19 protein-coding genes are annotated in these 22606 nt (G+C 56.8%); 10 read left to right on the top strand and 9 right to left on the bottom strand.

Annotated elements, in window-relative coordinates:
• Positions 1-103 precede the first annotated feature (103 nt).
• The 4 genes from U1700_RS00095 to U1700_RS00080 form a co-directional block, all read right to left on the bottom strand.
• Complete coding sequence (locus tag U1700_RS00095) at positions 104-2011, bottom strand: TIR domain-containing protein (RefSeq protein ID WP_332749093.1); 1908 nt, start codon at positions 2009-2011, stop codon at positions 104-106.
• A 509-nt stretch (positions 2012-2520) separates the two neighbouring features.
• Positions 2521-3033 (bottom strand): MucR family transcriptional regulator, encoded by a 513-nt coding sequence (locus tag U1700_RS00090; RefSeq protein ID WP_332749091.1) that lies wholly within the window; start codon positions 3031-3033, stop codon positions 2521-2523.
• Between the two features lie 31 nt (positions 3034-3064).
• On the bottom strand, positions 3065-4006 hold the full coding sequence (locus U1700_RS00085; protein ID WP_332749089.1) for a hypothetical protein: 942 nt from the start codon (positions 4004-4006) through the stop codon (positions 3065-3067).
• 372 nt (positions 4007-4378) lie between these two features.
• Entirely contained in the window at positions 4379-4804 is a 426-nt protein-coding gene (locus U1700_RS00080) for an ion channel (protein WP_332749087.1), read from the bottom strand.
• Positions 4805-4959: 155 nt separating this feature from the next.
• On the opposite strand from U1700_RS00080, the gene U1700_RS00075 reads away from it, so the two are divergent.
• A complete protein-coding gene (locus U1700_RS00075; protein WP_332749085.1) occupies positions 4960-6258 on the top strand; it encodes an NRAMP family divalent metal transporter in 1299 nt (432 codons plus the stop codon).
• A 238-nt stretch (positions 6259-6496) separates the two neighbouring features.
• Here U1700_RS00075 and U1700_RS00070 read toward each other — a convergent pair whose 3' ends face one another.
• Positions 6497-6706: a hypothetical protein gene (locus U1700_RS00070; protein ID WP_332749083.1), complete on the bottom strand. Its 210-nt coding sequence runs from the start codon at positions 6704-6706 to the stop codon at positions 6497-6499.
• 686 nt (positions 6707-7392) lie between these two features.
• Here U1700_RS00070 and U1700_RS00065 point away from each other — a divergent pair.
• The 8 genes from U1700_RS00065 (at position 7393) to gstA (ending at position 17895) form a co-directional block, all read left to right on the top strand.
• Positions 7393-7758, top strand: coding sequence for a hypothetical protein (locus U1700_RS00065; RefSeq protein ID WP_332749081.1), 366 nt, complete (start codon positions 7393-7395; stop codon positions 7756-7758).
• A 76-nt stretch (positions 7759-7834) separates the two neighbouring features.
• Positions 7835-9418, top strand: a complete 1584-nt coding sequence (locus tag U1700_RS00060) for a DUF4331 domain-containing protein (protein ID WP_332749079.1) — start codon at positions 7835-7837, stop codon at positions 9416-9418.
• 1072 nt (positions 9419-10490) lie between these two features.
• A complete protein-coding gene (locus U1700_RS00055) occupies positions 10491-14048 on the top strand; it encodes a chemotaxis protein CheB (protein WP_332749077.1) in 3558 nt (1185 codons plus the stop codon).
• A gap of 17 nt (positions 14049-14065) precedes the next feature.
• Entirely contained in the window at positions 14066-14470 is a 405-nt protein-coding gene (locus U1700_RS00050; protein ID WP_332749075.1) for a response regulator, read from the top strand.
• 354 nt (positions 14471-14824) lie between these two features.
• Positions 14825-15955 carry a sensor histidine kinase gene (locus U1700_RS00045; protein ID WP_332749074.1) on the top strand — a complete coding sequence of 377 codons (1131 nt, stop codon included), beginning with the start codon at positions 14825-14827 and terminating at the stop codon, positions 15953-15955.
• A gap of 44 nt (positions 15956-15999) precedes the next feature.
• Positions 16000-16614, top strand: coding sequence for a chemotaxis protein CheB (locus tag U1700_RS00040; protein WP_332749072.1), 615 nt, complete (start codon positions 16000-16002; stop codon positions 16612-16614).
• 89 nt (positions 16615-16703) lie between these two features.
• Positions 16704-17219, top strand: coding sequence for a MucR family transcriptional regulator (locus tag U1700_RS00035; RefSeq protein ID WP_332749070.1), 516 nt, complete (start codon positions 16704-16706; stop codon positions 17217-17219).
• 67 nt (positions 17220-17286) lie between these two features.
• Positions 17287-17895 carry a glutathione transferase GstA gene (gene gstA, locus U1700_RS00030; RefSeq protein ID WP_332749068.1) on the top strand — a complete coding sequence of 203 codons (609 nt, stop codon included), beginning with the start codon at positions 17287-17289 and terminating at the stop codon, positions 17893-17895.
• 98 nt (positions 17896-17993) lie between these two features.
• On the opposite strand, the gene U1700_RS00025 is transcribed toward gstA, so the two are convergent.
• Positions 17994-18794 carry an MBL fold metallo-hydrolase gene (locus U1700_RS00025; protein ID WP_332751052.1) on the bottom strand — a complete coding sequence of 267 codons (801 nt, stop codon included), beginning with the start codon at positions 18792-18794 and terminating at the stop codon, positions 17994-17996.
• Between the two features lie 742 nt (positions 18795-19536).
• Complete coding sequence (locus U1700_RS00020; protein ID WP_332749066.1) at positions 19537-20010, bottom strand: HEAT repeat domain-containing protein; 474 nt, start codon at positions 20008-20010, stop codon at positions 19537-19539.
• 207 nt (positions 20011-20217) lie between these two features.
• Between U1700_RS00020 and U1700_RS00015 the strand changes: the two genes are divergently transcribed.
• Positions 20218-20970 carry a hypothetical protein gene (locus U1700_RS00015; RefSeq protein WP_332749064.1) on the top strand — a complete coding sequence of 251 codons (753 nt, stop codon included), beginning with the start codon at positions 20218-20220 and terminating at the stop codon, positions 20968-20970.
• A 103-nt stretch (positions 20971-21073) separates the two neighbouring features.
• On the opposite strand, the gene U1700_RS00010 is transcribed toward U1700_RS00015, so the two are convergent.
• Positions 21074-21838: a hypothetical protein gene (locus U1700_RS00010; RefSeq protein ID WP_332749062.1), complete on the bottom strand. Its 765-nt coding sequence runs from the start codon at positions 21836-21838 to the stop codon at positions 21074-21076.
• 503 nt (positions 21839-22341) lie between these two features.
• Positions 22342-22606: hypothetical protein (locus U1700_RS00005; RefSeq protein ID WP_332749060.1), on the bottom strand; the 265-nt coding region annotated here is incomplete at its 5' end.

Below are 22606 nucleotides of genomic sequence, written 5' to 3'. Positions count from 1 at the left end.
TTTCCTAATGTCTGCTTTCCACCCAGTTGCAGCCGTTCGCGGTCGATCGAGTTTCAGCCAGAAGCGGACGGTCAGCGTTCGCCCCAATTGCGGACAGTGATCGTCATGCAGGAAATTGAAGTTTCTTCATGAAGGCCTGAAAACGCGGATCTTTCCTGAGCGGATCAAACAGGAAATCAGTCTGGATCTGCGCAAGCCCGGGATCGCGGGCTGCCAGCGCCTTGTCCAGTTCCGCCAGCGCATCGTCGCTTCGGTTCCGTTGCGCGTAAACCTCGGCGACCTGGTAATGCGAGGCACTCAGCATGTCCGAGCTCAAGATCTCCTGCAGCAATCGTTCGGATTCCCCGTGATTGCCCATCCGCTCGGCGATGATCGACTGCAATGCAATGATCGCCATGGATCCGTGGCCGATCTTAGCCGCTTCCCGCTGCGCTTCCGCCATGCGCCCGGCCTGAAGCAAGATCATCGCGTACGTCAGGTGCGTATACCACAGTTTGGGGCTCAGCTGGACAGCACGCTTTATCGACACTTCGGCTTCGTTTGGCCGTCGTGCATACATCAGAACATTGGCGCGGCTTTGATGAACGCTGGGATTCAGCGGATCAAGCGCGATCGCTTCGTCGGCCAATTGCAATGCCGTATCGAAGCGACGGAGCATCGCCAGCATCCAGGCGATGTTAGCCAGATTGGTCCCGCTCTGGTCGCGCAGGGACTGCACCTTCTGAAACTGATCCAGCGCCTTCGTAAACCGGAACGAAAAATAATAGATCGAACCAAGGCCCTCCTGGGCAGACGATGACAATGGCGCCAGAACCACAGCCCGCTGCGCAGCTTGCTCGGCTTCTTTCATCAGGGCGTCCGCATCGCGCAAATTGGCGGCAAAGGTCGTCCCGAGCTGGCTTAGATACCCTGCCTTGCTGGTCATCGCGTCGCCGTAAAGCGGGTCTTCAACCAAGGAGGCCTCGACCAGACTCAGAGCGGTGCGAATACCCGACTCGGTGTCGGCGTCACGCCGCACCGCTTCGGCGCGAAGGTAGAGGTCCTGGGCGTGCGGATTGTCCGTCCCGCCTCGCGCCCGAAGGTCGTTGTCGGCCACTCCGAACTTTAGCCGAAGCGCCTCGGCCACCTTTCCTGCGATCTCGCTTTGGATCTTAAGGGCATCGCCGGCCGGCCGATCGTAGGCCTCCGACCATCGGGTAGTGCCGTCTTTGCCGTCGACCAATTGCGCGCTGATCCGCAGCATTTGCGGCGACCGTCGCACACTACCAGTCAGAATATCCGCGACGTGAAGCTTGGCCGCGGCGCTTACCGCATCAGCGTTCCGAACGGATTCCGACGAAATTCGTGCAACGACCTTGAGTCCAGGTATTCGGGCGAGCGTACTCCGCAATTCCTCAGCAATGCCATCGGAGAAATAATTTTGTGCCGGGTCACCACTCAGATTTTCGAACGGCAGGACCGCGATACTGTCGCCGGACTTCAACGGCCTCGGCCCCCAATACCAGACGCCCGCACCGGCGGCGGCGACGGCGACCGCAGCAGCGCTGCCGGCAATCAATCCCCGCCGGCTCACCCGTGACTGCAGGGGACCATGTTCAACGGTCGTTCCGCCGGCAATCTTGAAGCGGTCCTGAAGGAGCGACTTCACCACCTGGTATCGCGGATCGCTGGGATCGCCCTTCCAGCCTGCGAGGCTTTGCGCCTGGGTCTCCCCGAACCCCAGCGGCGGATCGACCTTGTCGAGCAGGATCGGGAAATAGGTCTTGAGCTTGACCGCGCGGCTGGCTTCGTCGCGCACGAACTGTCCTTGCGGCCCGACCGACCGCCGGCTCCACACCACGATCACGGCGCGGGCGCTTTGCAGATGCCGCAGGATGGTATCGCGCCATTCATCACCGGCGCCGATATGGGCGTCCCACCAGACTGACAGCCCATCGTTTTCTAGCGCACGAACGAGGTCGGCCACACGAGCGCGGTCCTCGGCTTTATATGAAACGAAAACGTCCGCCATGGGATACTCCCCCGGTCAGGGGATAAGCAAAATATCTCCGCTTGCATACTGCACACGCGAATAAGTGAAGGTCATCCTTTGCGCCAGCTGCAGCTGATGGGCCGAACCTCTCCGATGCTAAGAACGGACGGTCGGCAAGCGCCTCAAAAGCGCGCGACCGGTTGCGACCCCCCACGAATTATTCATCGGTTGGGAAGTTTGTCACCATTCACCTGAGTAAACACGATCCGATAGCCAGCGCCTTGAGAGTTGAAGACAGTTGCGCCGATGCAGCGGTAGGCCTCGCACAGCGAATGTCAGCAATCCACCCAGTTTCTGCCATTTGGGATAGTCGCTGGCGTTGCTAGAATCGGCCCGTCGGCTACTGGACTAAATTTCGGCTACGATCTCAAATTCCATGATCGGGGGCGCACGTGTTCCTTTCCTTTTATCGACGCCATGTTCCTCCCGGGCTGGCCTCCTGCGAACGGGAGTGCGTGATGGAACGTCCTCTTGCAATGCTATGTAAGTCAATCTGAGTTTGGCGACTTGGCCTTCCGACCCCGACGAGTAGCTGCCTTGGCCGGTGCAACTTCGGTAGCCGGCAAGGTGCGGCTCGGCCTACCCTTTTGACCCAGCCCGATCTTTTTCGCCATTGAGCGACGAACCTCTGAGTAGCTTGGCGCGACCATCGGATAGTCCGGCTTCAGCTTGTAGCGCTCACGATACTGCGCGGGGGTCAGGCCGTGGGTCGAGAGGTGCCGCCGCAGTGTCTTATAGGGCTTGCCGTCGATCATCGAGATGATGTGATCGACAGAGGACAGCGATCGGCGGGCCGTAGTGGCCGGCGTGTAGTCCGCTGTAGGCTCTTCGGGAGCACCCGGCTGCACCGAGCTGTCTAGACCGCGCACTGCGTCGTACATCGCCCTAAGAAAAGCGGGCACATCATCACCGGTAGCTCGGGTGTTGGGATTGCCGAGCCATGCGATTGTCAGTTCAGTCGCGAGCTCGACTGGCGTCGTGGAAGTTTCTTCGTCGGCCAAGGTGGTTCTCCTGGTTTCAGCCGGTGCTGAATTAGCGCAGTGCCGCGAGTTGATCGAGCAAGCGAGTATTGGCGAGCGTTGCGGCCTTCGTTGCTCCAGCCTGATAATCTGGCCGCGCGGTGAACGTGAAGGTCTTCGAGTTTCCAAACTTCATTCCCCCAAAGCCGCCGAAGCCGCCGAGCCGACCAAGCCCGCCCATAACGCCGCTCGCGATATTTGCCGCCTTCTGGATCCCAGCGCCCTTCGTCGTGTCTTGCTTGGCCGCGAAATCGCCTTCGACCACAACCGGCTGATTGATCGTGATCGTTGCTACCTTACCGGTGGGAGCGACCAAAGTGAGCTTCGAATAGTCGTCGACCACTGCGATCCCTGAATTGACCTGCAAACCACCAAAGCTGAACGCGCCGGGCCGCTTCAACTGAGAGAAGTCGATGAGGTAGGTGACGTCGATTACACCTTGGCCCGATGTCTTAGCGAACTGACCCACCCCGTACTGGTTGGTGCCTGCCGCCATCGTCAGGCCCATCCCGCTCATGCCGCTTGATACGATGTCTCCGGGTAGCATGAACTGCGAAGGGAGGGCATTCGGCTTGTAGTAGCTTGCCTTACCCGTGCTTCGCTTATCGAGCCGCACGCCCGCTTCGTAGGGCGCCACCATCTGCTTCACACGGCCAAAGTCTGGACTGGCGAAGAGCGAGGCTGCCTCGGCCACTCGGAAACCACGAGCGCCAAGCTGTGCCTTGAAGTCAGCGTAGGCCGCGTCCGTAATCGCCTGCATCATGACGGGCGTTACCCCGACAAGGATGCTTTTGGCGTCGGTTGCTCCGCCAAAGGCCCCGATCATTCCGCCGGTTTGTTTGCCGCGGTCCATAGACTCGAAGATGAAGCCAACGTTGAAGGCTCCGACGGTGACTGTTTGCACCCCCTTGACCGCTTCGGCACTGCGCACCTTCAAAGCGGCGTCCTGGGCCATCAGCGGAGACGCGGTGGAAAGCGCTATCGCGAACAAAAACGCACTGAATTTAAACCTGTTTGGCATGCCATTCCCCCTCAAGACTTGTGACTTCCTATTCAGTCACGATCCGAAAGGAAAGTTCCTCCGTTGTGGATGAGTGGCAAGGGCAAAAGCGATCAGGCTGGGAGACCGCTGTTTGCGCTCCCGAGTGGCCTAGGTACCGGGACGGCGCCGGCATGGGCTGCGGCGACTTCTGGGCCGGAAGCAGACTGTCCGCTTTTGGCTAGGAAAGCGCGATATCGGACCTTTCCAGGATTAGGGCTCGAATTTCCCGAATCAGCGTCTCGCCGCGTCAAAGCCGACCCTCGGCTATCGGCCCAAAACCATCACTCAAGTCCGTCGCATTCGCGCTGTTAGGGTCACGAAGAATGCTGTCGACCAGCCAATCAAAATGATTCCGTTTATACCCTCGATTGCCGACACCAGGCGCCACCTCTCCACCATGGCAGCATCGCTATATCCGATGGCACCATAAGTGATCGTCGAGAAATAGACGGCTTCGCGCAGACCGTGGACCGAACCGATAACGAGGTATACGAAAGCGTACAGCCAGATCTCGACGCCGTGCAGAACGAACAGCCCGAGGATCACGATGATAGTCGCTGCAAAACCGCGCCGTGACATGGGGTGGATATGCTCGCGAGCCTCATCACGCTCCTCGACGCGAAGAATACGCGAAAGCGCGTAAAGCCCACTCGCGTGAATCGAGACGGTCAGCGATACCATGATTGTGGCGAGGGCGAGCTCGGTAAACATTCAACGATCTTTCCGACGAGCATCACGTCCGGTCAATCGATTGATGCTTGAAGATTGATTGTCTAACGCGGGTCAAGCCATCGCCAGCTGCGTTCTTCGTTAGGATCAGGAGGGCCAGCGTTGCCGCCTGGGTTCGGGCGTGCCAAACCTCCGCCATGAGCCCTGACGAAGTCACACCGTCATCTGAAGCCCGTGGACTTCGATCCATGATGCGCACGTTGGGGCCGGGGCTGATCACCGGGGCAGCGGACGACGATCCCAGCGGGATCGGTACTCACAGCCAGGTCGGCGCCGAGTTTGGTTACGGGCTAGCTTGGACATTTGTCCTCAGCTTCCCGCTAATGGTCGTGATCCAGGAAATTGCTGCGGAAATCGGGCGCGTAACCGGTGCCGGGATCGCTCGCAATTTGCGCAGACATTATCCGCGCTCCATTCTTTATTTCATGATTTCGCTTCTGCTGATCGCCAATATCGTCAATCTCGGGGCTGACTTGAGCGCGATGGGTGCGGCTCTCGCGCTGCTGGCAGGAGGCAAGCCAGGGCTATATACCCTGCTGTTCGGCATCATCTGCATCGTCCTGGAGGTCGGGCTCAGCTATCCCCAATATTCAGCCGTCCTGAAATGGACGACTCTGACCCTGTTCACTTACGTCGCGGTCGTCATCGTCGCCCACGTCCCGTGGAGCCATGCCTTGCGCTCACTGGTTGTCCCGGAACTACAGTTCAATGCCGCCTATGCGACGGCGTTCGTCGCCATTTTGGGAACGACGATCAGCCCCTACCTCTTTTTTTGGCAGGCTGGTCAGGAAATCGAGGAGCAACATCGTCATCATGCCAAGCCCCTGTGCATTACGCCAAAGGCAGCCGGCCCTGAACTGAAGCGTATTCGAATCGATACATTGACGGGAATGGCATTCAGCACGCTCATCTCGCTGGCCATCGTATTCGCCACTGCAGCAACATTGCACTCTAGTGGGGTACGCGACATCGCGACTTCATCGCAGGCGGCGGAGGCGCTCCGGCCGATAGCGGGACAGTTTGCCTTCGCCATGTTTGCAGTGGGGATCATCGGTACGGGACTGCTCGCTGTCCCTGTCCTCGCTGGCTCGGCTGCCTATGCCGTCACGGAAATGGCTGGGTTCTCCGGGAGTCTTGATGCAAAGCCGCTCAGCGCAAAGCTCTTCTACGCCACGATTGCGGTAACAACACTGGCCGGCGCATCGCTCAACGTTGTGGGTATCGATCCCGCCCGTGCCCTTTACTGGGCTGCTGTGGTCAACGGTATTCTGGCCGGGCCGTTGATGATCATGATGATGCTGATCGTGCGCAACCCTCGCGCGATGGGGCGACTGACCGTATCAAAACGCCAGCAGATATTGGGATGGGCGGCCACGATCGTAATGATTGCTGCGTCGGTGCTTTTCCTCGCCTTTGTGGTGTTTGGTTCAAACTGACGTGAGAGAGCTGGAGTCATCCAGGGTTCGAAAGCAATATTAGCTTGCCGGGCACATCGGGTCCGCATTTTTCCTACGGTGGAGAAGCGGACAGTCTGTTAACGACCCACTTGACGGCGTTCGCGGCGGGAAATGCGGACGACGGAAGCAGCCAGTCCGCTACCGACCCACTTGCGGACATCGCTTATTTATCCCGAAATTCCGCTAAATGCGGGGGCCGCTCCTGCAAGCGAAGTCCCTATCCGATGCGATTATAAGCCATTACAAGTCCATCATGATCGCAGAAACTGAACTGGAGATGGTGCAGCGGCACGTCCGGCACGGCCAAAAACACGTGTCGCGCCAAGTCGCGATTATCGCGCAAATGACGAACCGAAAGCAATCCGTTGATCTGGCAGAAGCGCTGCTTTTTAGTTTTGAATGGATCCAACAGGGCCACCAAGATCATCTTGACCGCCTAGTTTCGGACAGACTAATTCCTCGAAGCAGATGCTAACAGAGCCGGAGCTAATCTCTGCTTTCCACCCAGTTCTTGCCATTCCCGGTGACGACCACGGATGCTGAAAGCTGCAAGTAGGCTACCGACCGAATTGCCGCCGTTCGTGCCTGATTGAGCGAGCGCCGAAAGCGGTCTGTCGGCTTCCGACGACTTTTCGTTCGTTTGCCGCTTCGACCTGCCATGTTGATAGCGGAAGTTTGAGCAGCGGAGTGCTCCTGCGATCGACTGGCGCTAATTGTCGACGGCTTGGCTTGTAATCGCTCTCCACCCAGTTTGTGCCGTTCTCGGTAACTGCGGCGGATGCTGCAAATTGCCAGTCCGGCTACCGCCCATGCGTGGGCCTGATAAGACACGTGCGGTTGAATGCAAAAGCGACCGCCGGATTTGTTTCGGGACACTGAGGAATAGCTCAATAGACCTTGCGACATCACCTCTCGAAAAGACTCCAGGACCTTCATGTCCGGCGAGGCGAGGCGGCTTTCGCCTTAAGCAGATCTTATCTTCGAGGATAAAGGAACAAAGGTCCTTCCCGGATGATTAGATCACGCAGAGTTGTCTGACGCCCTAGCGCACCAGTCGCCAAGCCATAAGCTTGACGTTGGAACAGGCTTCAAGTCCGATTGAGGCTGACCGGCATGAACAATATTACAATGTTGCAATCAGCCTCTATTTTGCTTCTGCTTACAGCGCTTGGCGGACTGGTAATGGCTGCCGTACGATTTGCCCGAAAAGTTAACCCGCCGTCTTGGCTCGCGATGGCGCATGGCTTTCTCGCGGCCTCTGGCTTGACGCTTTTAGCTTATGCAGGACTGACCGACCGGGTGCACGGCGCAGCGATCGCGGGGCTTGTGTTGCTTGCGGCAGCCGCGATCGGCGGCGTCACCATGAACCTGGGTTACCACCTCGCCGGAAAACTACTCCCGGTGTGGCTTCTGTCACTTCATATCGCACTCGCCGTGGTCGGCACGCTGCTCGTGGCGTGGGGCGCATGGGCCGGTTAGCGCCTGTCTAAGGGCTCAAAGCCCCGCACTTTCAACCAGTTCGGCTAGGCGTCGGAAAAATCGTAGGAGAATCAGAATGGCACGAAATCCAAAAATCGTTAGGGTAGTGGGCCTGGCCTTAGCAAGTGTATCAGTGCCGGCTTTTGCTTCGAGCCACCGCGAAGCACCCGGCATCACCGCAATGCCTAAGGTCGATAACACCGACGTATATGCCTTCCGCAGCTATGAACCTGGCCGCGATGGAACGGTAACTCTGATCGCCAATTTTCAGCCATCCCAAACTCCTGGTGACGGGCCCAATTATTTTACCTTGGATCCCGACGCGCTTTACGAGATCCATATCGACAACACAGGTGACGCGGTCGCGGATATGACTTTCCAATTTCGCTTCGCCAACACGATTGTCGGCGGAGTGGGCAAGACCGTTCCCGTGGGCGGTGTAAATCAGCCCATCCCACTGCGTCATGTTGGGCCTATTTCTCGGCCAAGCGATCCCAACCAGGGCGAATTGGAAACCTACACCGTAGGCATGCTGACAGGCGGCCGGGGACTTGGCTCGGCACTGCTGCGCAATGCCGACGGTTCGGGAACTACATTCAACAAGCCGATTGATAACATTGGAAACAAAACCACCGCCAAATACCCCGACTACGCCGACCAGTTTATTTACAGCGTGTCGATCCCAGGTTGCGCCTCGCAGGGACGCGTTTTCGTCGGGCAGCGCGAAGAGGCCTTTGCAGTAAATACCGGGCCGATCTTTGATCTAGTCAATCTCGTGCCAATCGAAGGCGACAGCGCGCCGGGCGCCAACGACGGCCGCGGTTTTCCTGGCGGGATAACCCAGAGTGACAAAAACCAGCAACTGATTGATCAAAAGAACGTCACCTCTCTCGCGCTCGAAATTCCGACCACCTGCCTTACGGGCACCGGCAACGGCGTAATCGGCGTTTGGTCAAGCGCCAGCCTGCCAGTCGGTAAAGTCGCGGCACGAGCTGGACGCAATCCGGCTGCTCGCTTTGACAAAGAATACAAGCAGGTATCGCGGCTCGGTGCGCCGCTGGTCAATGAAGTTGTGATCGGGCTGCCTCACAAGGACCTGTTCAATTCGAGCAAGCCCACGCAAGATGCAATGTTTGCAAGCTACGTGACAAACCCAGCGATGCCAGCGATTCTCAATACGTTGTTCCTAGCTCCGGTGAACTCCGCGCTGCATGCCAAATTCACTGATCTCGCCCCAAGCAATTTTCCGCGTCGCGATTTGGTCGCCGCATACCTGACCGGGTTTCCCAACCTCAATCAGCTCAAGACAGTTACGCCGTCGGAGATGCTGCGGCTGAATACGAGCGTGCCAGTGACCGTTCGCGACCGACAGAGCTCGTTCGGCTTGGCTGGCGACGACATGGCTGGCTATCCTAATGGTCGGCGCCCCGGCGACGACGTCGTCGATATCACTTTGCGGGTCGCAATGGGCCGACTGTGCCACCCGGTTCCGCTAAAAGGCAAAATGACCGACCTAGGCTTATGCCAACCTTCGGATGCGCCCACTGGAATGGTCGCTTATACCGACGGGGCGCCGAGCAGTGCGAAGTCGTTGCTCAACAGTTTCCCTTACCTCAATCCACCGCTACGCGGCGCACCGCGGCCTCAGAATAGGCCGTAGAGCAAAAATAGGCACAGCGACCCTTTTTCCAAGGCACTAATCCATAGCCAAATATTCCGGCAGGTAAGGCGTTTGTGCGCCCCCATTTATGCACTCCGCATTACTACGTGCTCGCTCGCTATTTTAGAGGGGCGTCTGCTTTCAGGGGTCAAAAGTTGTAAGGTCTTTGATCAAAATCGTGCGCGAAGCCATCGTATCCCTTTCGGGCTTCAACGGTTGCCTCTGCCAGAGACTTTTTGACAGCGGCCCGACGGCTTCCCACCCGGTCTCTGCTATCCGGAGTGGCCCAAGCAGTCGCGAAAAGGGGACGGTCGGCTACCGACCTACTTGCGGACATTCGAAGAAAAGCAGGGACCTGCCGGAAGCGGTCACCACGGGCGTGGCCCTTAGCAGCTGAAGCTGGACCAGGAGCCGATCTTCCTCTTGAAAGCCGGGCAATGCGAAAGCTGTCGTTCGACTACCAACTCGATTGCAGCCGTTAATGCAAATTACCAACTTTTCGAACACGGTCCTACGTAAAGCCAAAGCTTTTCGGCAATCTTGGCCGACGTTTTTAAAAATTGGCCTCGCAACGCCTCCCTGCTCTGTTCTCGTTCAGGACGACTGGGCGGATCAGGATTACAGAGAGATGGATCGTCCGTCGATCGACCTCGAGTGATGTTCTGCCGATTGCCAAATGTCCGTCTCATGTTGGCCGATAGGATTACGGAAAACGACAATGCGGAAGCGAAATGACCTGAAAACAAAACATAACCGAGCGTCACGCTGGACATCCGATGCTCGCTGAACAGCGCATATGCGCGAGCAATCGTCTGTAAGCCCGCGATGCTTCCGACTTGCCGGTGAAGCCGGTCGGACCCCTCGCACCTCAAGCTGAGACCACGGACAGTTACGGTTAATGCGCCGCACCGAGTGACGTCTAACTCATATAAAGTCCGACTTTTTTACATCCTATCCAAATTTCGACGCGCCTCGACTCATGGTCCGTGTCCCCCTATCCATACGGAGGGAAATTTCTTCTTATGTTGACAGGTTCGCTCAGGGCCTCTGTGAATCAAAGGGATCGTGCCTCGTGACAGTGAAGCGCGACAAGCCTCCGCAGCCCCGGAAGCCCCGAGAGCGGGGACGGTCTCTAGCAGGTTACGGTAAGGCGCCGCTCATCGTCGGCATAGGTGCGTCCGCGGGCGGCCTCGAAGCGTTCAAAAGTTTTTTCGAGAACTCTGCGGCGGACACTGGCATGGGCTTTGTGCTCGTCCAGCACCTCTCGCCGGACTACAAAAGCATGTTGGCTGAGCTTCTCAGCAAAGCAACCACGATGGACGTCATTGAGGCGACCGACGGCGTTGCGGTCAAGGCAAACTGTGTTTTCGTTATACCTCCCGACGCAACCATGACGATAGCAAACGGCCGTTTGAAAATCGTCAAGCCCGCACCACCCCGCGAACACCGTCGACCGATCGATACCTTTTTCCAGTCGCTTGCTGAAGATCAGGGCGAAAACGCCGTTTGCATCATCTTGTCGGGCACCGGGAGCGACGGGACGCTGGGTGTAGCTGCGATAAAGGAGCACGGCGGGCTGACCTTGGCGCAGTCGGAATATGACAGCCACGCGCTTCCGGGAATGCCGCAAAGTGCCGCGGCTACAGGCCAAGTCGATGACGTGCTGGCGGTCGAAGCAATGCCGGCCAAGCTGGCGGCCTATCAGGCGCATCTCAGGACCGTTGCCGCAAGCAAGGATGACGGCGGCATACGTACCGACATGGCGTCGCAAATGGCAACCATCATGGGCGCGCTTCGAGCACGGAGCGGACATGATTTCAGCGAGTATAAGGAAAAGACGCTGTTTCGCCGACTTCAGCGGCGAATGCAATTGCTGCAGGTCGAAACTCCTGCTGGCTACATCAAGTTCTTTCGCGAGCAACCCGAAGAACTGGATGCGTTGTTCCGCGAGTTGCTGATCAGCGTGACCCAATTCTTTCGCGATCCCGCTGCGTTCGAAGCGCTAGACGCCACGGTGCTGCAAGCGCTCATGGCTGGTGAGAGCGCGCAAGACACCGTGCGTGTCTGGGTGCCCGGCTGCGCAACGGGACAGGAAGTCTTCACGCTAGCTATTTTGCTTTGCGAAGCGATGGATTCGAAGCGCCCGAAACCGAAAATCCAGATTTTTGGAACCGATATCGACGACCGCGCGATCGCCATTGCACGGGCCGGCCGCTTCCGGAAACCCGTGGCGGGAGTATCGCCTGACCGACTTGAGCGCTGGTTCACGCAAGACGGCGACGATTATTGCGTGACGCCGGAGATCCGCGAATTGTGCGTATTCTCGACGCAAAGCGTCATTAAGGATCCGCCGTTCTCGAAGCTCGATCTGATATCGTGCCGCAATTTGCTTATCTACATCGATCCCACAATGCAGGATCGTGTCATGCGGACCTTCCACTATGCTTTGAAACCAACCGGCAAACTGTTCCTGGGCTCTTCTGAATCGGTAACGCGCACCGCCAGGCTCTTTGCTTCCCTCGACAAGAAGTATCGTATCTTTGAACGGTGCGAGACCGAGCGGCCATCCCTCCCCGAGCTACCTGCGCGCGGGCCGACGGGCAAAATGCCCGCAATACCGAGGGCTCGACCGCCGGGAGCAGGCGACCGGATTGAAAAGGGCGCACGGCGCCAGATGGAGAAATATTATCCGCCGCACGTGGTATTAGATCTTCGTCATCAGATTGTCCGGTTCTCGGGCGGATTGATGGGGCAATATCTCGAACCTTCGCCTGGCGCGCCGAGCTTTGCGCTGTTCGACATTTTGCGCAAACCGCTTCGTCCGGCCGTCCGCGCACTGCTTCTCGAAGTCCACGCCGCTAACGCGCCGGTCCGTCACGCCGATGTTACACTGCGCATCGATGGTCGGCCGCATCTGCTGACGCTGATCGCCGAGCCGATAGACGACGACAGCAATCTCATCGTCCTGGCGTTTCAGGATAACGGTCCAAGGGCGCCCAAGGACGCGCTCGACACGTCGGGCAAGGAATCGACCGATAACGTGCGGGCGCTTGAGCAGGAATTGCGGACGACGCGCACGCAACTCCAATCAACAATTGACGAGCTCGAAGTAGCCAGCGAGGAGATGAAGTCCTCAAATGAGGAATATCAATCTGTTAACGAAGAACTTCAGTCTGCCAATGAAGAATTGGAAACTTCTAAAGAAGAAATGCAGTCGGTAAACGAGGAGCTGCAAACTATCAACGTCGAAATGCTTAGTAAGAATGCGCAACTGATGCATCTCAACAGTGATATAAAAAACCTACTGGAAAGCACTGATATTGCCACATTGTTTCTTGACGAGAAGTTACGGATCAAGAGTTTTACCGGCGGTATTTCTGATATCTTTAGTGTCCGCACCGCGGATGTTGGTCGCCCGATCACTGAGATCGTAAGCCTGCTCGATTATGCAGACCTTCAGCGTGACGTGCGAACGGTGCTGCGCAAGCTCTCCGTGATCGAGAGGCGGGTGGCACTGAAGGATGCGGCGATGTCGTTCGAGATGCGCATCCGTCCATACCGCGCCGTAGACAACGTGATCGATGGTGTCGTTTGCACATTCATCGATATTACTGCGCGCGAAGCTGCGGATGCCGTTTTACGCGAAAGCGAAAGGCAGTTTCATGCACTCGCAGAATCCATTCCCCAACTGGCGTGGATCATGGACGCCAAGGGCTATATCTTCTGGTACAACCAACGTTGGTTTGATTACACGAATACAAAACTTGAGAACATGCAGGGCTGGGGCTGGAAAAGCGTCCACCATCCCGATGAAGTCGATCGGGTAGCGAAGCACCTTGAACACTGCGTCGAAACGGGCGTAGTCTGGGAGGACACATTCCCGTTGCGGGGCGCGGACGGCGAATATCGCTGGTTCCTTTCTCGCGCCGAGCCGATCCGCGATGAAGGCGGCAAGATTGTCCGCTGGTTTGGCACCAATACCGACATTGAGGAGCAAAGGCGCAGCGAGGAGCTTCGCAAATTGCTGCTCAATGAGCTGGACCACCGGGTCAAAAATCTCTTTGCCATCGTCGGTGGTGTGGTGACGCTTAGCGCGCGCTCGGCGAAAACTCCTCAAGAAATGGCGAATACGGTGCAAGGGCGGCTCGGCGCGCTCGCAAGTGCGCACCTGTTAATCCGGGCGAGCAAGTCGGGATCGCAAGTTCGAAATAGATCAACTTTGGAAACACTGATCCGAGCCGTTTTGGCTCCCTATATGAATGTCGCGGGACCTGAGAGCGTGGAACGCTTCGTGATCAAGGGTCCAGAAGTTCCGATCGGCGGCGATGCAGTGACGAGCTTGGCGCTTGTTTTGCATGAGCTAGCGACGAATGCGGCGAAGTATGGTGCCTTCTCGACACCGGAAGGTCAGGTTCAAATTTCCTGGAAGGTAACAAAAAAGAAGCTGACCTTGCAGTGGAAAGAACGAGGGGGCCCTGCAGTTGGCGGCCCGCCTGCCCGGGAAGGTTTTGGCAGTTTGCTTGCCCGGCGTAGCATGAATGGTCAGCTGAATGGCGAACTTGCTTTTGATTGGCAAACCGAGGGTTTGACGGTGCATTTCTCTGCGGCGATGGAACGACTATCCCCCTGAATGATTAAAAGCGACGTGTGCTCTTCATTCGTCATAGAAATATTCCATTGCTGAACCATGCGTTGATCCTGGTTGCCGAAGACGAGCCTTTCATTGCTTTGGATGTGGCGCTCGCGATTGAGGACGCCGGGGGCGTCGTCGCTGGTCCCGCCGCCAGCGTTTCGGAAGCGCTCGCTCTGATCGACACTTTACCAATCGTCGCTGCCATCCTCGACGTTAACCTCGCCGATGGTGACATTTCGCCGGTGGCCGAGCGGCTGATCAATGCCGGCATTCCGATAATTCTTCAGACGGGTATCGGTCTGCCTTCAAAATTGGCAGCGCGCTTTCCCGATCTGAAGGCAGTTATCAAGCCGTGCGTCGCAGCAGCGCTGGTTATTCAGCTCGAAACTCTTATCGCTAGTTGCCGAGCGGAAAAATAAGTGTGGCTTACGCATTCATAGAAATTATCGAAGAGTAATTGGTTTCGCTAGCGATCCAGTTCGGGGTGATCTGAGCCCTCATACTTTTCGCTGCTTGGTTTAGAATGGGACCTAGACGGAAGCACGCACGATTAAGCGATCACAGTTTGAGGAAGCACAACTAGCCGGATCCCCTCAGGCGGGCGTTCAAATAGCGGACGGGACGTCGCGCTAAGGCTTTATCATCCCTCCGCTTGATAGCCTTTGGCTGCACGGCCAGTTTGCCGCGACGGTGCCTGCTTGAGCCCGCGAAAAGGAACTCACAAGGTCACTGGGCATTGGTGAGTTGGTTACCCTTTTTCAGGCCAGTTCATCATGCGGCTAGCAGCATTTATTCGGTCGAATGAAAACGAAATCGTCGCGGCATGGGAGGAATTCGCGCAACAATATTTGCCTGCAGCCGTCCATATGGATCGAGTTGCGTTGCGCGATCACATCGTCGGCCTACTGCGATTCATCGCGGACGATCTCGAGACTCCTGAGACCGAACGCGAGCGTAGCGCAAAAGCCAAAGGACAGGGCCCGAAAGGCGGGGGCGCCAATGACAGCGCAGCGGAAACCCATGCCGACCTGCGGTTTACCGGAGGCTTCGATACGGTCGAAATGCTTTCTGAATTTCGTGCATTGCGGGCAAGCGTCACCAAGTTGTGGAGAGCCGCTTGGGATGAACCCGAAGATATTATCCCGGATTTATTGCGTTTTAACGAGTCTATAGATCAGGTAATGACAGAATCACTCTCCCGTTACACTGAAAAGTTGAATTACGCGGGAACTCTACTCGTCGGCACTCTTGTAAACGATTTCCGGAAAACGCTTACGGCTGTTTCCGATTCGGCACAGATTCTGGCAAGTGGAAAGCTTGATCGCCAACAGACTCAATTGGTTTCCCGGATCGAAAGCGGTGCTTCCCACGTCAATCTGGTTGTTTCTGACCTAATTGATGCAGTCCGCGTTCGCATTGGCGAGGGCGTGTCAATCATATTGGCGCCGATGGATATGGCCGAAGCTGTAAGGGATGCAGCGAAGGAATTTAAGGCGGCATATCCCAATCGTGAAATTTTAGTCGAAACTGCCGGCAATCTGAATGGCAATGGGGATATTGCCCGCATCCGCCAGATCCTGTCAATTTTGATCGAAAGCGCGATACGGCACGGTTTGAAGACCTCCAGAATTTCAGTGGCGGCGAAAGGCCGCGAACACGAATTGGTCCTTTCAGTTCATACTGAAGGCGTTATCCCGCCCGATACCGTCACTACTATCTTTGACCCGCTGACGCGCGGAAACGATGAGGACCTGGCACCAAGCGGCACATCCCGGCTTAACCTCGGACTTTTCATTGTCAAAGGCATCGTGACCGCCCACGACGGTAAGGTCAGTGTAGTTTCGAATGAAAAGCAAGGGACGACTTTTACCGCGCAATTACCACGTCAGAAAGTAGCTGTGTAGGTGCTAAGCCGATTCATATATCACGCGGCGTCTGGCGACAGAAAGTGAACAAAGTAATGGAGCCAGCTGGAACAGTTCTACCTCATACGGATAATTTCAGTATTATTTGCGTGGGCGGTTCGGCTGGAAGCCTTGATGCCTATAAGCAATTTTTCGAAAATCTCCCAATGAATCTAGGCATTGCAATTGTCATTGTTAATCACGTGACACGCTCGTTTGATAAGCTCCATAAAATATTGCCGCGTCATACCAATATGCCGGTTGATTTGATTACGGATCAGCTACTAATACAGCCAGATCATGTGTACATCATTCCGGCAAAGCGTGAATTACACGTCTTTGCTGGAAAATTTTGTTTAAGGCCGATATCTAAGGCTAGGGGATGGCCTGACGTTATTACAATTTTTCTTCGTTCCTTGGCGCAGCAATGGGATGGAAAACTGATTGCTGTTATTGTTTCTGGCTTGGATGGGGACGGGGCAGCAGCGATGGGCGACATCAAGCGCGTTGGCGGCATTACTATCGTGCAGACGCCTGAAACAGCCGAGTGGTCGGATATGCCTGAGGATGCCATAAAAACCGGATCGGTAGATTTTGTTCTTTCGGCTAGGGATATTGCTCGGAAGATTTCCGAGATTGTAGTTCAGAAAACGCTCTAGTAGGTAATACCCGCGCCCACGCACTTGAACGTTGCTCTAACAGAAAACGGAAGTTAGTGCGACTTGGGCAATCTCATAATGATTGGATAATGAGCATGGACACGCAGCCGTCCGAGTTAAATGCCGTTGAGCTAGCAACAGAACTGACAATTGCTTGGCTCGGGAACCCCAATACCCGTGCCACTGCAGACGAGGTTCCGTCTTTTCTCAAAAAGATGCATGAAGCCGTGGTGGGCTTGAGTAGTTTAGCGGGTCAGAGTGCAAACGAACTGCCGGCGGCCGAGTTCACGCCTGCGACGACTGCGCGCCGTTCGCTCTCCTCGAGGGAGCACATCATCTCGCTGATTGATGGAAAGCCATACAGGACACTCCGACGTCATCTTTCAACGAATGGCCTCACTCCGGAACAGTACCGTGAGCGCTACAACCTCAAAGCCGATTACCCAATGGTTGCGCCAGCTTATTCCGAGGTGCGGCGTTCAATGGCGCATAAGATTGGGCTCGGTCAGAAGGGCAGGGCGGCCAAGGCTTCGGCTCCCTCTAAGGTCCCGGTTGCAGCGCCCGCGCGCCGCGCCCGCAAGCCGAAGGCCAAACCCGCCGGTTAAGAGGATCTGCCGGGCTTGTCAGTCGGATTTGGTGCCCCGTTTACTGGGGGCAAAAGGGAGATGATGCATGACCACATTATTTCAGGCGCCAGGCGCCTGCAGCCTTGCACCGCTGATCGCACTTCACATCGCCGAGATTGCGCACGACACTGTGAACGTCGATTTGCGGGCGCATAAACTCGCTGACGGCGGCGATTATTTCGCCATCAATCCCAAGGGTGCCGTCCCGGCGCTAAAGGTCGACGACGGCGAAGTATTGACCGAAAACGCTGTCTTGCTTCAGTATATCGCGGATCAGGCTCCCGCCTCCGACCTCATTCCGGTGAGCGGCTTGGAGCGCTACCGCCAGCTTGAGCTCCTCAATTATATTGCAACCGAGGTTCACAAGGGTTTCGGCCCGTTGTTCAACCCCGCTACCCTGCCAGAAGCTCGTCAAACAGCGAATGACGCGCTCGGCAAGAAGTTCACCTTTCTTGCCACCAAACTTCAGTCGAATGGCTTTTTGGCGGGTGCGAAACTCACTGCTGCAGACGCATATTTCTTCACGGTTCTAAGATGGACTGACATGTTCAAAATTGATCTGTCGCCCTGGCCGGCAATCGTCGCCTACCGCCAGCGGGTCGCCTCTCAGCCATCAGTCGTCGCTGCTCTCAAGGAAGAGGGTCTCGGCGGCTAGCTGTCTATTCCGACCTAGGACTTCGTGCTCACCGAGGGTAGCCGTGCCCGATTAATGAAGTATTTGCCCCCGCAGCAGCGGGTGTCGCTACCAACGGTCTAGGTGTCCTTACAACTGAAGTCAGTAACCCTGCCTGGCTCGGCAGCAATGAAGCGGTCGGGCGAAACTCCCTCCTTTGCCATCGCAACCGCGAGTGCTTTGACCGGCTCGTCGCGAGCTTCGTCAGTTAATTGGAAGGTGCCCCAGTGGATCCCGAGAGCCCGGCGCGCGCCGACATCCCTAAAAATGCGTACCGCTTCTGCCGGATTGACGTGCTGCGATGCCATGAACCAGCGCGGCTCATAAGCGCCGATCGGGATCAACGCCGCGTCCGGGGGCCCCAGTCGATGGCGAATGTCTGCGAAATACTTCCCATCTCCGTAGCCGGTGTCGCCAGCAAACCAGATCGAGCCAGCGCCAGTCTCGAGATAATGGCCGCTCCACAACATCATTCGCGTGTCGCTCGGCCATCGGTTCGACCAGTGATACGCAGGCGTTAGTGTTGTGGTGACATTGTTTCCAAGCAAAATACGATCCCACCAGTCGCCGATAATACAACGCGCGGCTGGAACCGCCGCGCGGACGATGGCGTCGTTGCCGAGCGGCATTACCATCAGTGGTGCGTGAACGGCGTGAAGTCGGCTAAGAGTTGCGACATCGAGATGGTCGTAGTGGCTGTGACTCAGCAGGACGACGTCGATCGGTGGGAGGTCATCGAACGAAACGCCAGGCGCGGTCACTCGCCTGGGGCCCGCAAAACGAAAAGGGCTGGCCCGCTCTGACCAGACCGGGTCGGTCAATATGTTTATTCCTGCTGCCTGAATAAGCAGTGACGCTTGGCCGACTATCGTTATGCGCATACCCTCGACCCGCGGGTCGGGGTGAACTTGAGTCACTGGCACAGATGTCGGCCACCGACGTGCTCCGCCCGTGACCTTCCATTTCAGCAGGGCACCAAGTCCACGATCGGTCAATGGTTGGCTAGGGTTGAAAAAGCGAGTTCCATCGAAATGGTCGCTTTGAGGCCCATTGTAATAGCGGTTGCGCGTCACGCGCGTGCGTTAGCCAATTGTCCGACCGCCCGCGACCCTGAATGTCGCTATCCCAATGCGGCGGGCATTACGCCACCCAAGCCACAAATGAGTTAATGGGGATTTATCGGCCCGTAGCTGATGGGCTGCTTCCCGGTAACAAGTCTAGAAAACTGTCAGTGGTTCAGACTCGGCGAAATGTCTGCTTTGGCGATCGTAAGCCGGTTAACCGACGGTCGGCTACCGACCCACTAGCGGACGCGGAAAAAGTGCGGCAGTCTGTCTTAGTGCCAACCCATCCACACTTGCTCGTAGGTTCCTTTGTCGGCCTGCTCCTTGTTAATCGGGGCCTACGCAGTGCTCAGATTTCGTTGCTCGGGAGGAGCTTCGAGCGAACTACAAGCCCGTGGATATTTTGGCTCATCATCGCGCTTGGCGGTCTGCTAATCATACTTGGAGCGTATGGTGCCTGGCGAGCATAAGAAGCAGCTTTCTGCTCAATTCGAGCCGTCCCCGGTAACGACGGCAGGCGCCGTTGGCCGCCTGTCTACTACTGACCCAGCTGCGGACATTAGTCGGGCATTCCTTGAGCCGCCTCACACGCTTCAAGCGCCTTCGTCGCTATTTCATCCATGAGCGCGTCTCCCGAGGGATTGGCGAAAGCGCGAAGGTTCTCAATCAGCGAGGCATCGGCGACCAGTGCTGCCGCTTCAAAGAGCGGGAGGGCGAGATGGTCACCGCCAAGCTCACGTTGCAGGAATGGGAGGGCGCTAGCCCTATCTCGCTGCGCCAGGCCAAGGATGGCTTCTGCCCTTACATATTCGTTTTCATCGTCCGCCGCGGTAAGAAGCGCTTGTCGGACCTTCGACGTGTCGGCGTCCTGTTGGGCCAATATCAGCGTGGCCCAGTCCCGGTTAGCCGGATGTTCGTCGCGGGTAAGGCTAATTAGCCGACGCAGGTTCGCGTCTGCGTCATCGCCAGACAGCGATGCGTCATCCTCTATGAGGAACTTCAGAAAATCTGAAGGCGGATCGTAGCGGTTCATCCGCGCGAGAGTGGCACGATTGATCTTATGTCTGCAATCCACCCATTTGCGGCCGTTGCCCGTAACGACAGCGGACGCCGCAAGCTGCCAGTCAGCTATCGGACCCAAAAGCGGACGTTAGCGGTCTCACATGACTGAGCGCCGCTCATCGGAGGGATGACACCCAAGCCCTGAACGATTAGCCTTCGTTCCGAGGGGGACAATCCGATGTTCAGGCTGCTCAGGCTGAAACCGCCACATGGCTGGAACGCGGTCGCGTGGGAACTTGCGATCGTCACGCTCGGGGTACTGGTCGCTCTCGCCGCGCAGCAAACTGTGGAGGCGCTACACGACCGCAGCACTGCTGCAGAGACGCGTGCCGACGTTACGGACGAACTGAACAGCAACCTGATGAGCATGGTGCTCAGACAATCGTCCGAGCCGTGCATCGAGCGCCGCCTGACTGAACTGCGCGCAATCGTCACCCAATGGGAGAAGACGGGATCGTTCGAGACCCCGAGATGGGTTGCGCAAACTCCAGTGATCGAGATTGAACTTAGCCGCTATGACGCGGCTCGATTGGCTGGACGGCTGGCCTTGCTTTCGGGCGAGGAGCAATATCGCATGGGTGCCGTTGTTGCGCGCATTCGGAAGTTCGACGAATGGCAAATTCAGGAGCGTGTTCCCTGGGGTCAACTGCGTGCGCTGCAGTTTGGGCCAGATGCGTTGGCTGTAGACGACCGGGCCAGAATCCGAGGTGCGCTTCAGGATGCTTCAACGTTTAGCTATGAGGCAAGGATCAATGCTGCGCAGGCCCTTCCGATGGCCCGGCGATACGGCTTCAAACCGGATGAGAAAGGATTTCGCGAAATGGCAATGGAGGTATGGCCCGGTGGAAGGTTTACGCCATCGATCTGCGCATCGATTGATACCTCTCCAGAGGAAGCTAACAAGAAGGTCATGATCCCGCTGCCGCTGTGAGGCTATGGTACGTGCACGGGTCTTTGCCCTGTTACGCCTGAAAACGTTCTCCGCGCATTCGCATCCTTACGCCATCGCCGCGCACGGTCGGCGTTCGCGTCCCTTATTTGATCAACGATATTCTCTCAAAGAGTTGCTTCCTTGGAACATCGAACTGGTCGAGATTGGTTTCGTAAGTCGACAAGGCCGACTGGTGAAGCGCAAGTTCGTTCGCGAGTTCAGGATGCGCCCGCAAAGCTTGTGCAGCCTCGTGCGCCTGCGTCGGGCTGATTGGGATGGTGCAGCTTTCCGGCAATTCGAGTGTCCGGCTGTCGCTTCCAAGCCGGTCACCGCACAATTGGCGGATCAGCTCCTGTATGGGTTCGGGAATAACCTTTCGGACATCGTCACGGTATTGCGTCGTCACAGCGGCATAATTGAGTGATTGGTAATCGAAAGTCATCAGACGAGTGAGTGGCGTTCGGATCTGCGGATCGCTTATTCTGCGAAGTGTCTCGCCTCCGAAGATCATAGCCCAGCTTTGACCGTTATTGCCGAACCCATATATCTGGCTGGCCTGATACGCAGCGACGACGAATTCAGGATCACTGACCCTAGGGTCGTTTTTCCACCCGGCAAAGGCCGTTCGAGAGTAGCGTCGCGTCAAAGCGTAATAGGCGCGCGCTTTGTGGGAAAACGAATCCAGTGCCACCAACTCGGGCTTGAGCTGGACTAACAATTCCTGCGTCTCCCGCTGCTCGACCCGTTGCTGATTCCAGCCCGCAACCCAGATACCAAGAAACACGCCGATTACGACGATCCCCAGTTCGATCGTAATTGCCACCCAGTCTTGCGCTCTGAGGCGCGCCGCTACCCGCTTGTAGATCATGACGCCTCCACTCAGTAGTATTGTCGGAGATTGGCAGTAAAGAAAAGGCCCCGCTGTTACTCACGTGCTTGTCCGCCCATCGCGGTCGTTAACGACCACTCCGGGGACACCTAATGTAGGACGTTCATTCAGGTGCGACCAAAGCCTTTAAAGCGCCCGCACAGCGGCTCATGGTGATGTGCGTTTTCCACCCCCTTCCGGCCATCCCCGACTGATAAAGCGGACGCCGGAAGCGGACGGCTGGCAACTCGCTCAATTGCGGTCATTCAGCGCACTCGGGCACTGTCGGCGGCATAAGACACACCCAGACTGGCCGGCGGCTCGGATACCGACGTACGAGACGCCAACTTCATTGCCGAACTTCCGCCAAAACTGTGCGGCAGAGCGACGCGCAAAGGCCTTCCTGCGAATATCCGGAAACAGCGTCTCGCCGCCTCAAAGCCGACCCTCGGCTATTGGCCCAAATTCAGCTGTAACTTCCGCAGCAATTATGGAAACTGAACCTAAAGGTGTTCACCATCTGCACGGCGCCCAAGGGCCGTAATAAATAGTCCCGGTCTTTTGGCGGCTGCGCCATAGGTCGCCACAGTGATGGCAGCCGCTCCGATCAGAACAACATGTCCAACGACGCTCACAGCGAATACGGTATAGCTCCCGATCGCGATCGAAAACGCAATCGCCCACATCCATCCAAGAATTTGCAGGACCATATGGCGGGTGTTCAAATGAGGTATATGCCGAAGTGGGCTAGCCTCATGGTCAAACAAG

This window comes from Sphingomonas sp. RB1R13, assembly GCF_036663775.1.
Lineage (GTDB): Bacteria > Pseudomonadota > Alphaproteobacteria > Sphingomonadales > Sphingomonadaceae > Sphingomicrobium.
Note: the sequence above shows the minus strand (reverse complement) of the source record. Positions and strands in the feature narration are given on the sequence as shown.

Excerpts from the sequence above, each read along its gene's own strand:
- U1700_RS00080 (WP_332749087.1), bottom strand. The coding sequence starts at position 4,804 with ATGTTTACCGAGCTCGCCCTCGCCACAATCATGGTATCGCTGACCGTC.
- U1700_RS00070 (WP_332749083.1), bottom strand. The coding sequence starts at position 6,706 with ATGATCTTGGTGGCCCTGTTGGATCCATTCAAAACTAAAAAGCAGCGC.
- gstA (WP_332749068.1), top strand. The coding sequence starts at position 17,287 with ATGACCACATTATTTCAGGCGCCAGGCGCCTGCAGCCTTGCACCGCTG.
- U1700_RS00085 (WP_332749089.1), bottom strand. The coding sequence starts at position 4,006 with ATGGCCCAGGACGCCGCTTTGAAGGTGCGCAGTGCCGAAGCGGTCAAG.
- U1700_RS00075 (WP_332749085.1), top strand. The coding sequence starts at position 4,960 with ATGAGCCCTGACGAAGTCACACCGTCATCTGAAGCCCGTGGACTTCGA.
- U1700_RS00020 (WP_332749066.1), bottom strand. The coding sequence starts at position 20,010 with ATGAACCGCTACGATCCGCCTTCAGATTTTCTGAAGTTCCTCATAGAG.
- U1700_RS00095 (WP_332749093.1), bottom strand. The coding sequence starts at position 2,011 with ATGGCGGACGTTTTCGTTTCATATAAAGCCGAGGACCGCGCTCGTGTG.
- U1700_RS00035 (WP_332749070.1), top strand. The coding sequence starts at position 16,704 with ATGAGCATGGACACGCAGCCGTCCGAGTTAAATGCCGTTGAGCTAGCA.
- U1700_RS00065 (WP_332749081.1), top strand. The coding sequence starts at position 7,393 with ATGAACAATATTACAATGTTGCAATCAGCCTCTATTTTGCTTCTGCTT.
- U1700_RS00045 (WP_332749074.1), top strand. The coding sequence starts at position 14,825 with ATGCGGCTAGCAGCATTTATTCGGTCGAATGAAAACGAAATCGTCGCG.
- U1700_RS00060 (WP_332749079.1), top strand. The coding sequence starts at position 7,835 with ATGGCACGAAATCCAAAAATCGTTAGGGTAGTGGGCCTGGCCTTAGCA.
- U1700_RS00025 (WP_332751052.1), bottom strand. The coding sequence starts at position 18,794 with ATGCGCATAACGATAGTCGGCCAAGCGTCACTGCTTATTCAGGCAGCA.
- U1700_RS00010 (WP_332749062.1), bottom strand. The coding sequence starts at position 21,838 with ATGATCTACAAGCGGGTAGCGGCGCGCCTCAGAGCGCAAGACTGGGTG.
- U1700_RS00015 (WP_332749064.1), top strand. The coding sequence starts at position 20,218 with ATGTTCAGGCTGCTCAGGCTGAAACCGCCACATGGCTGGAACGCGGTC.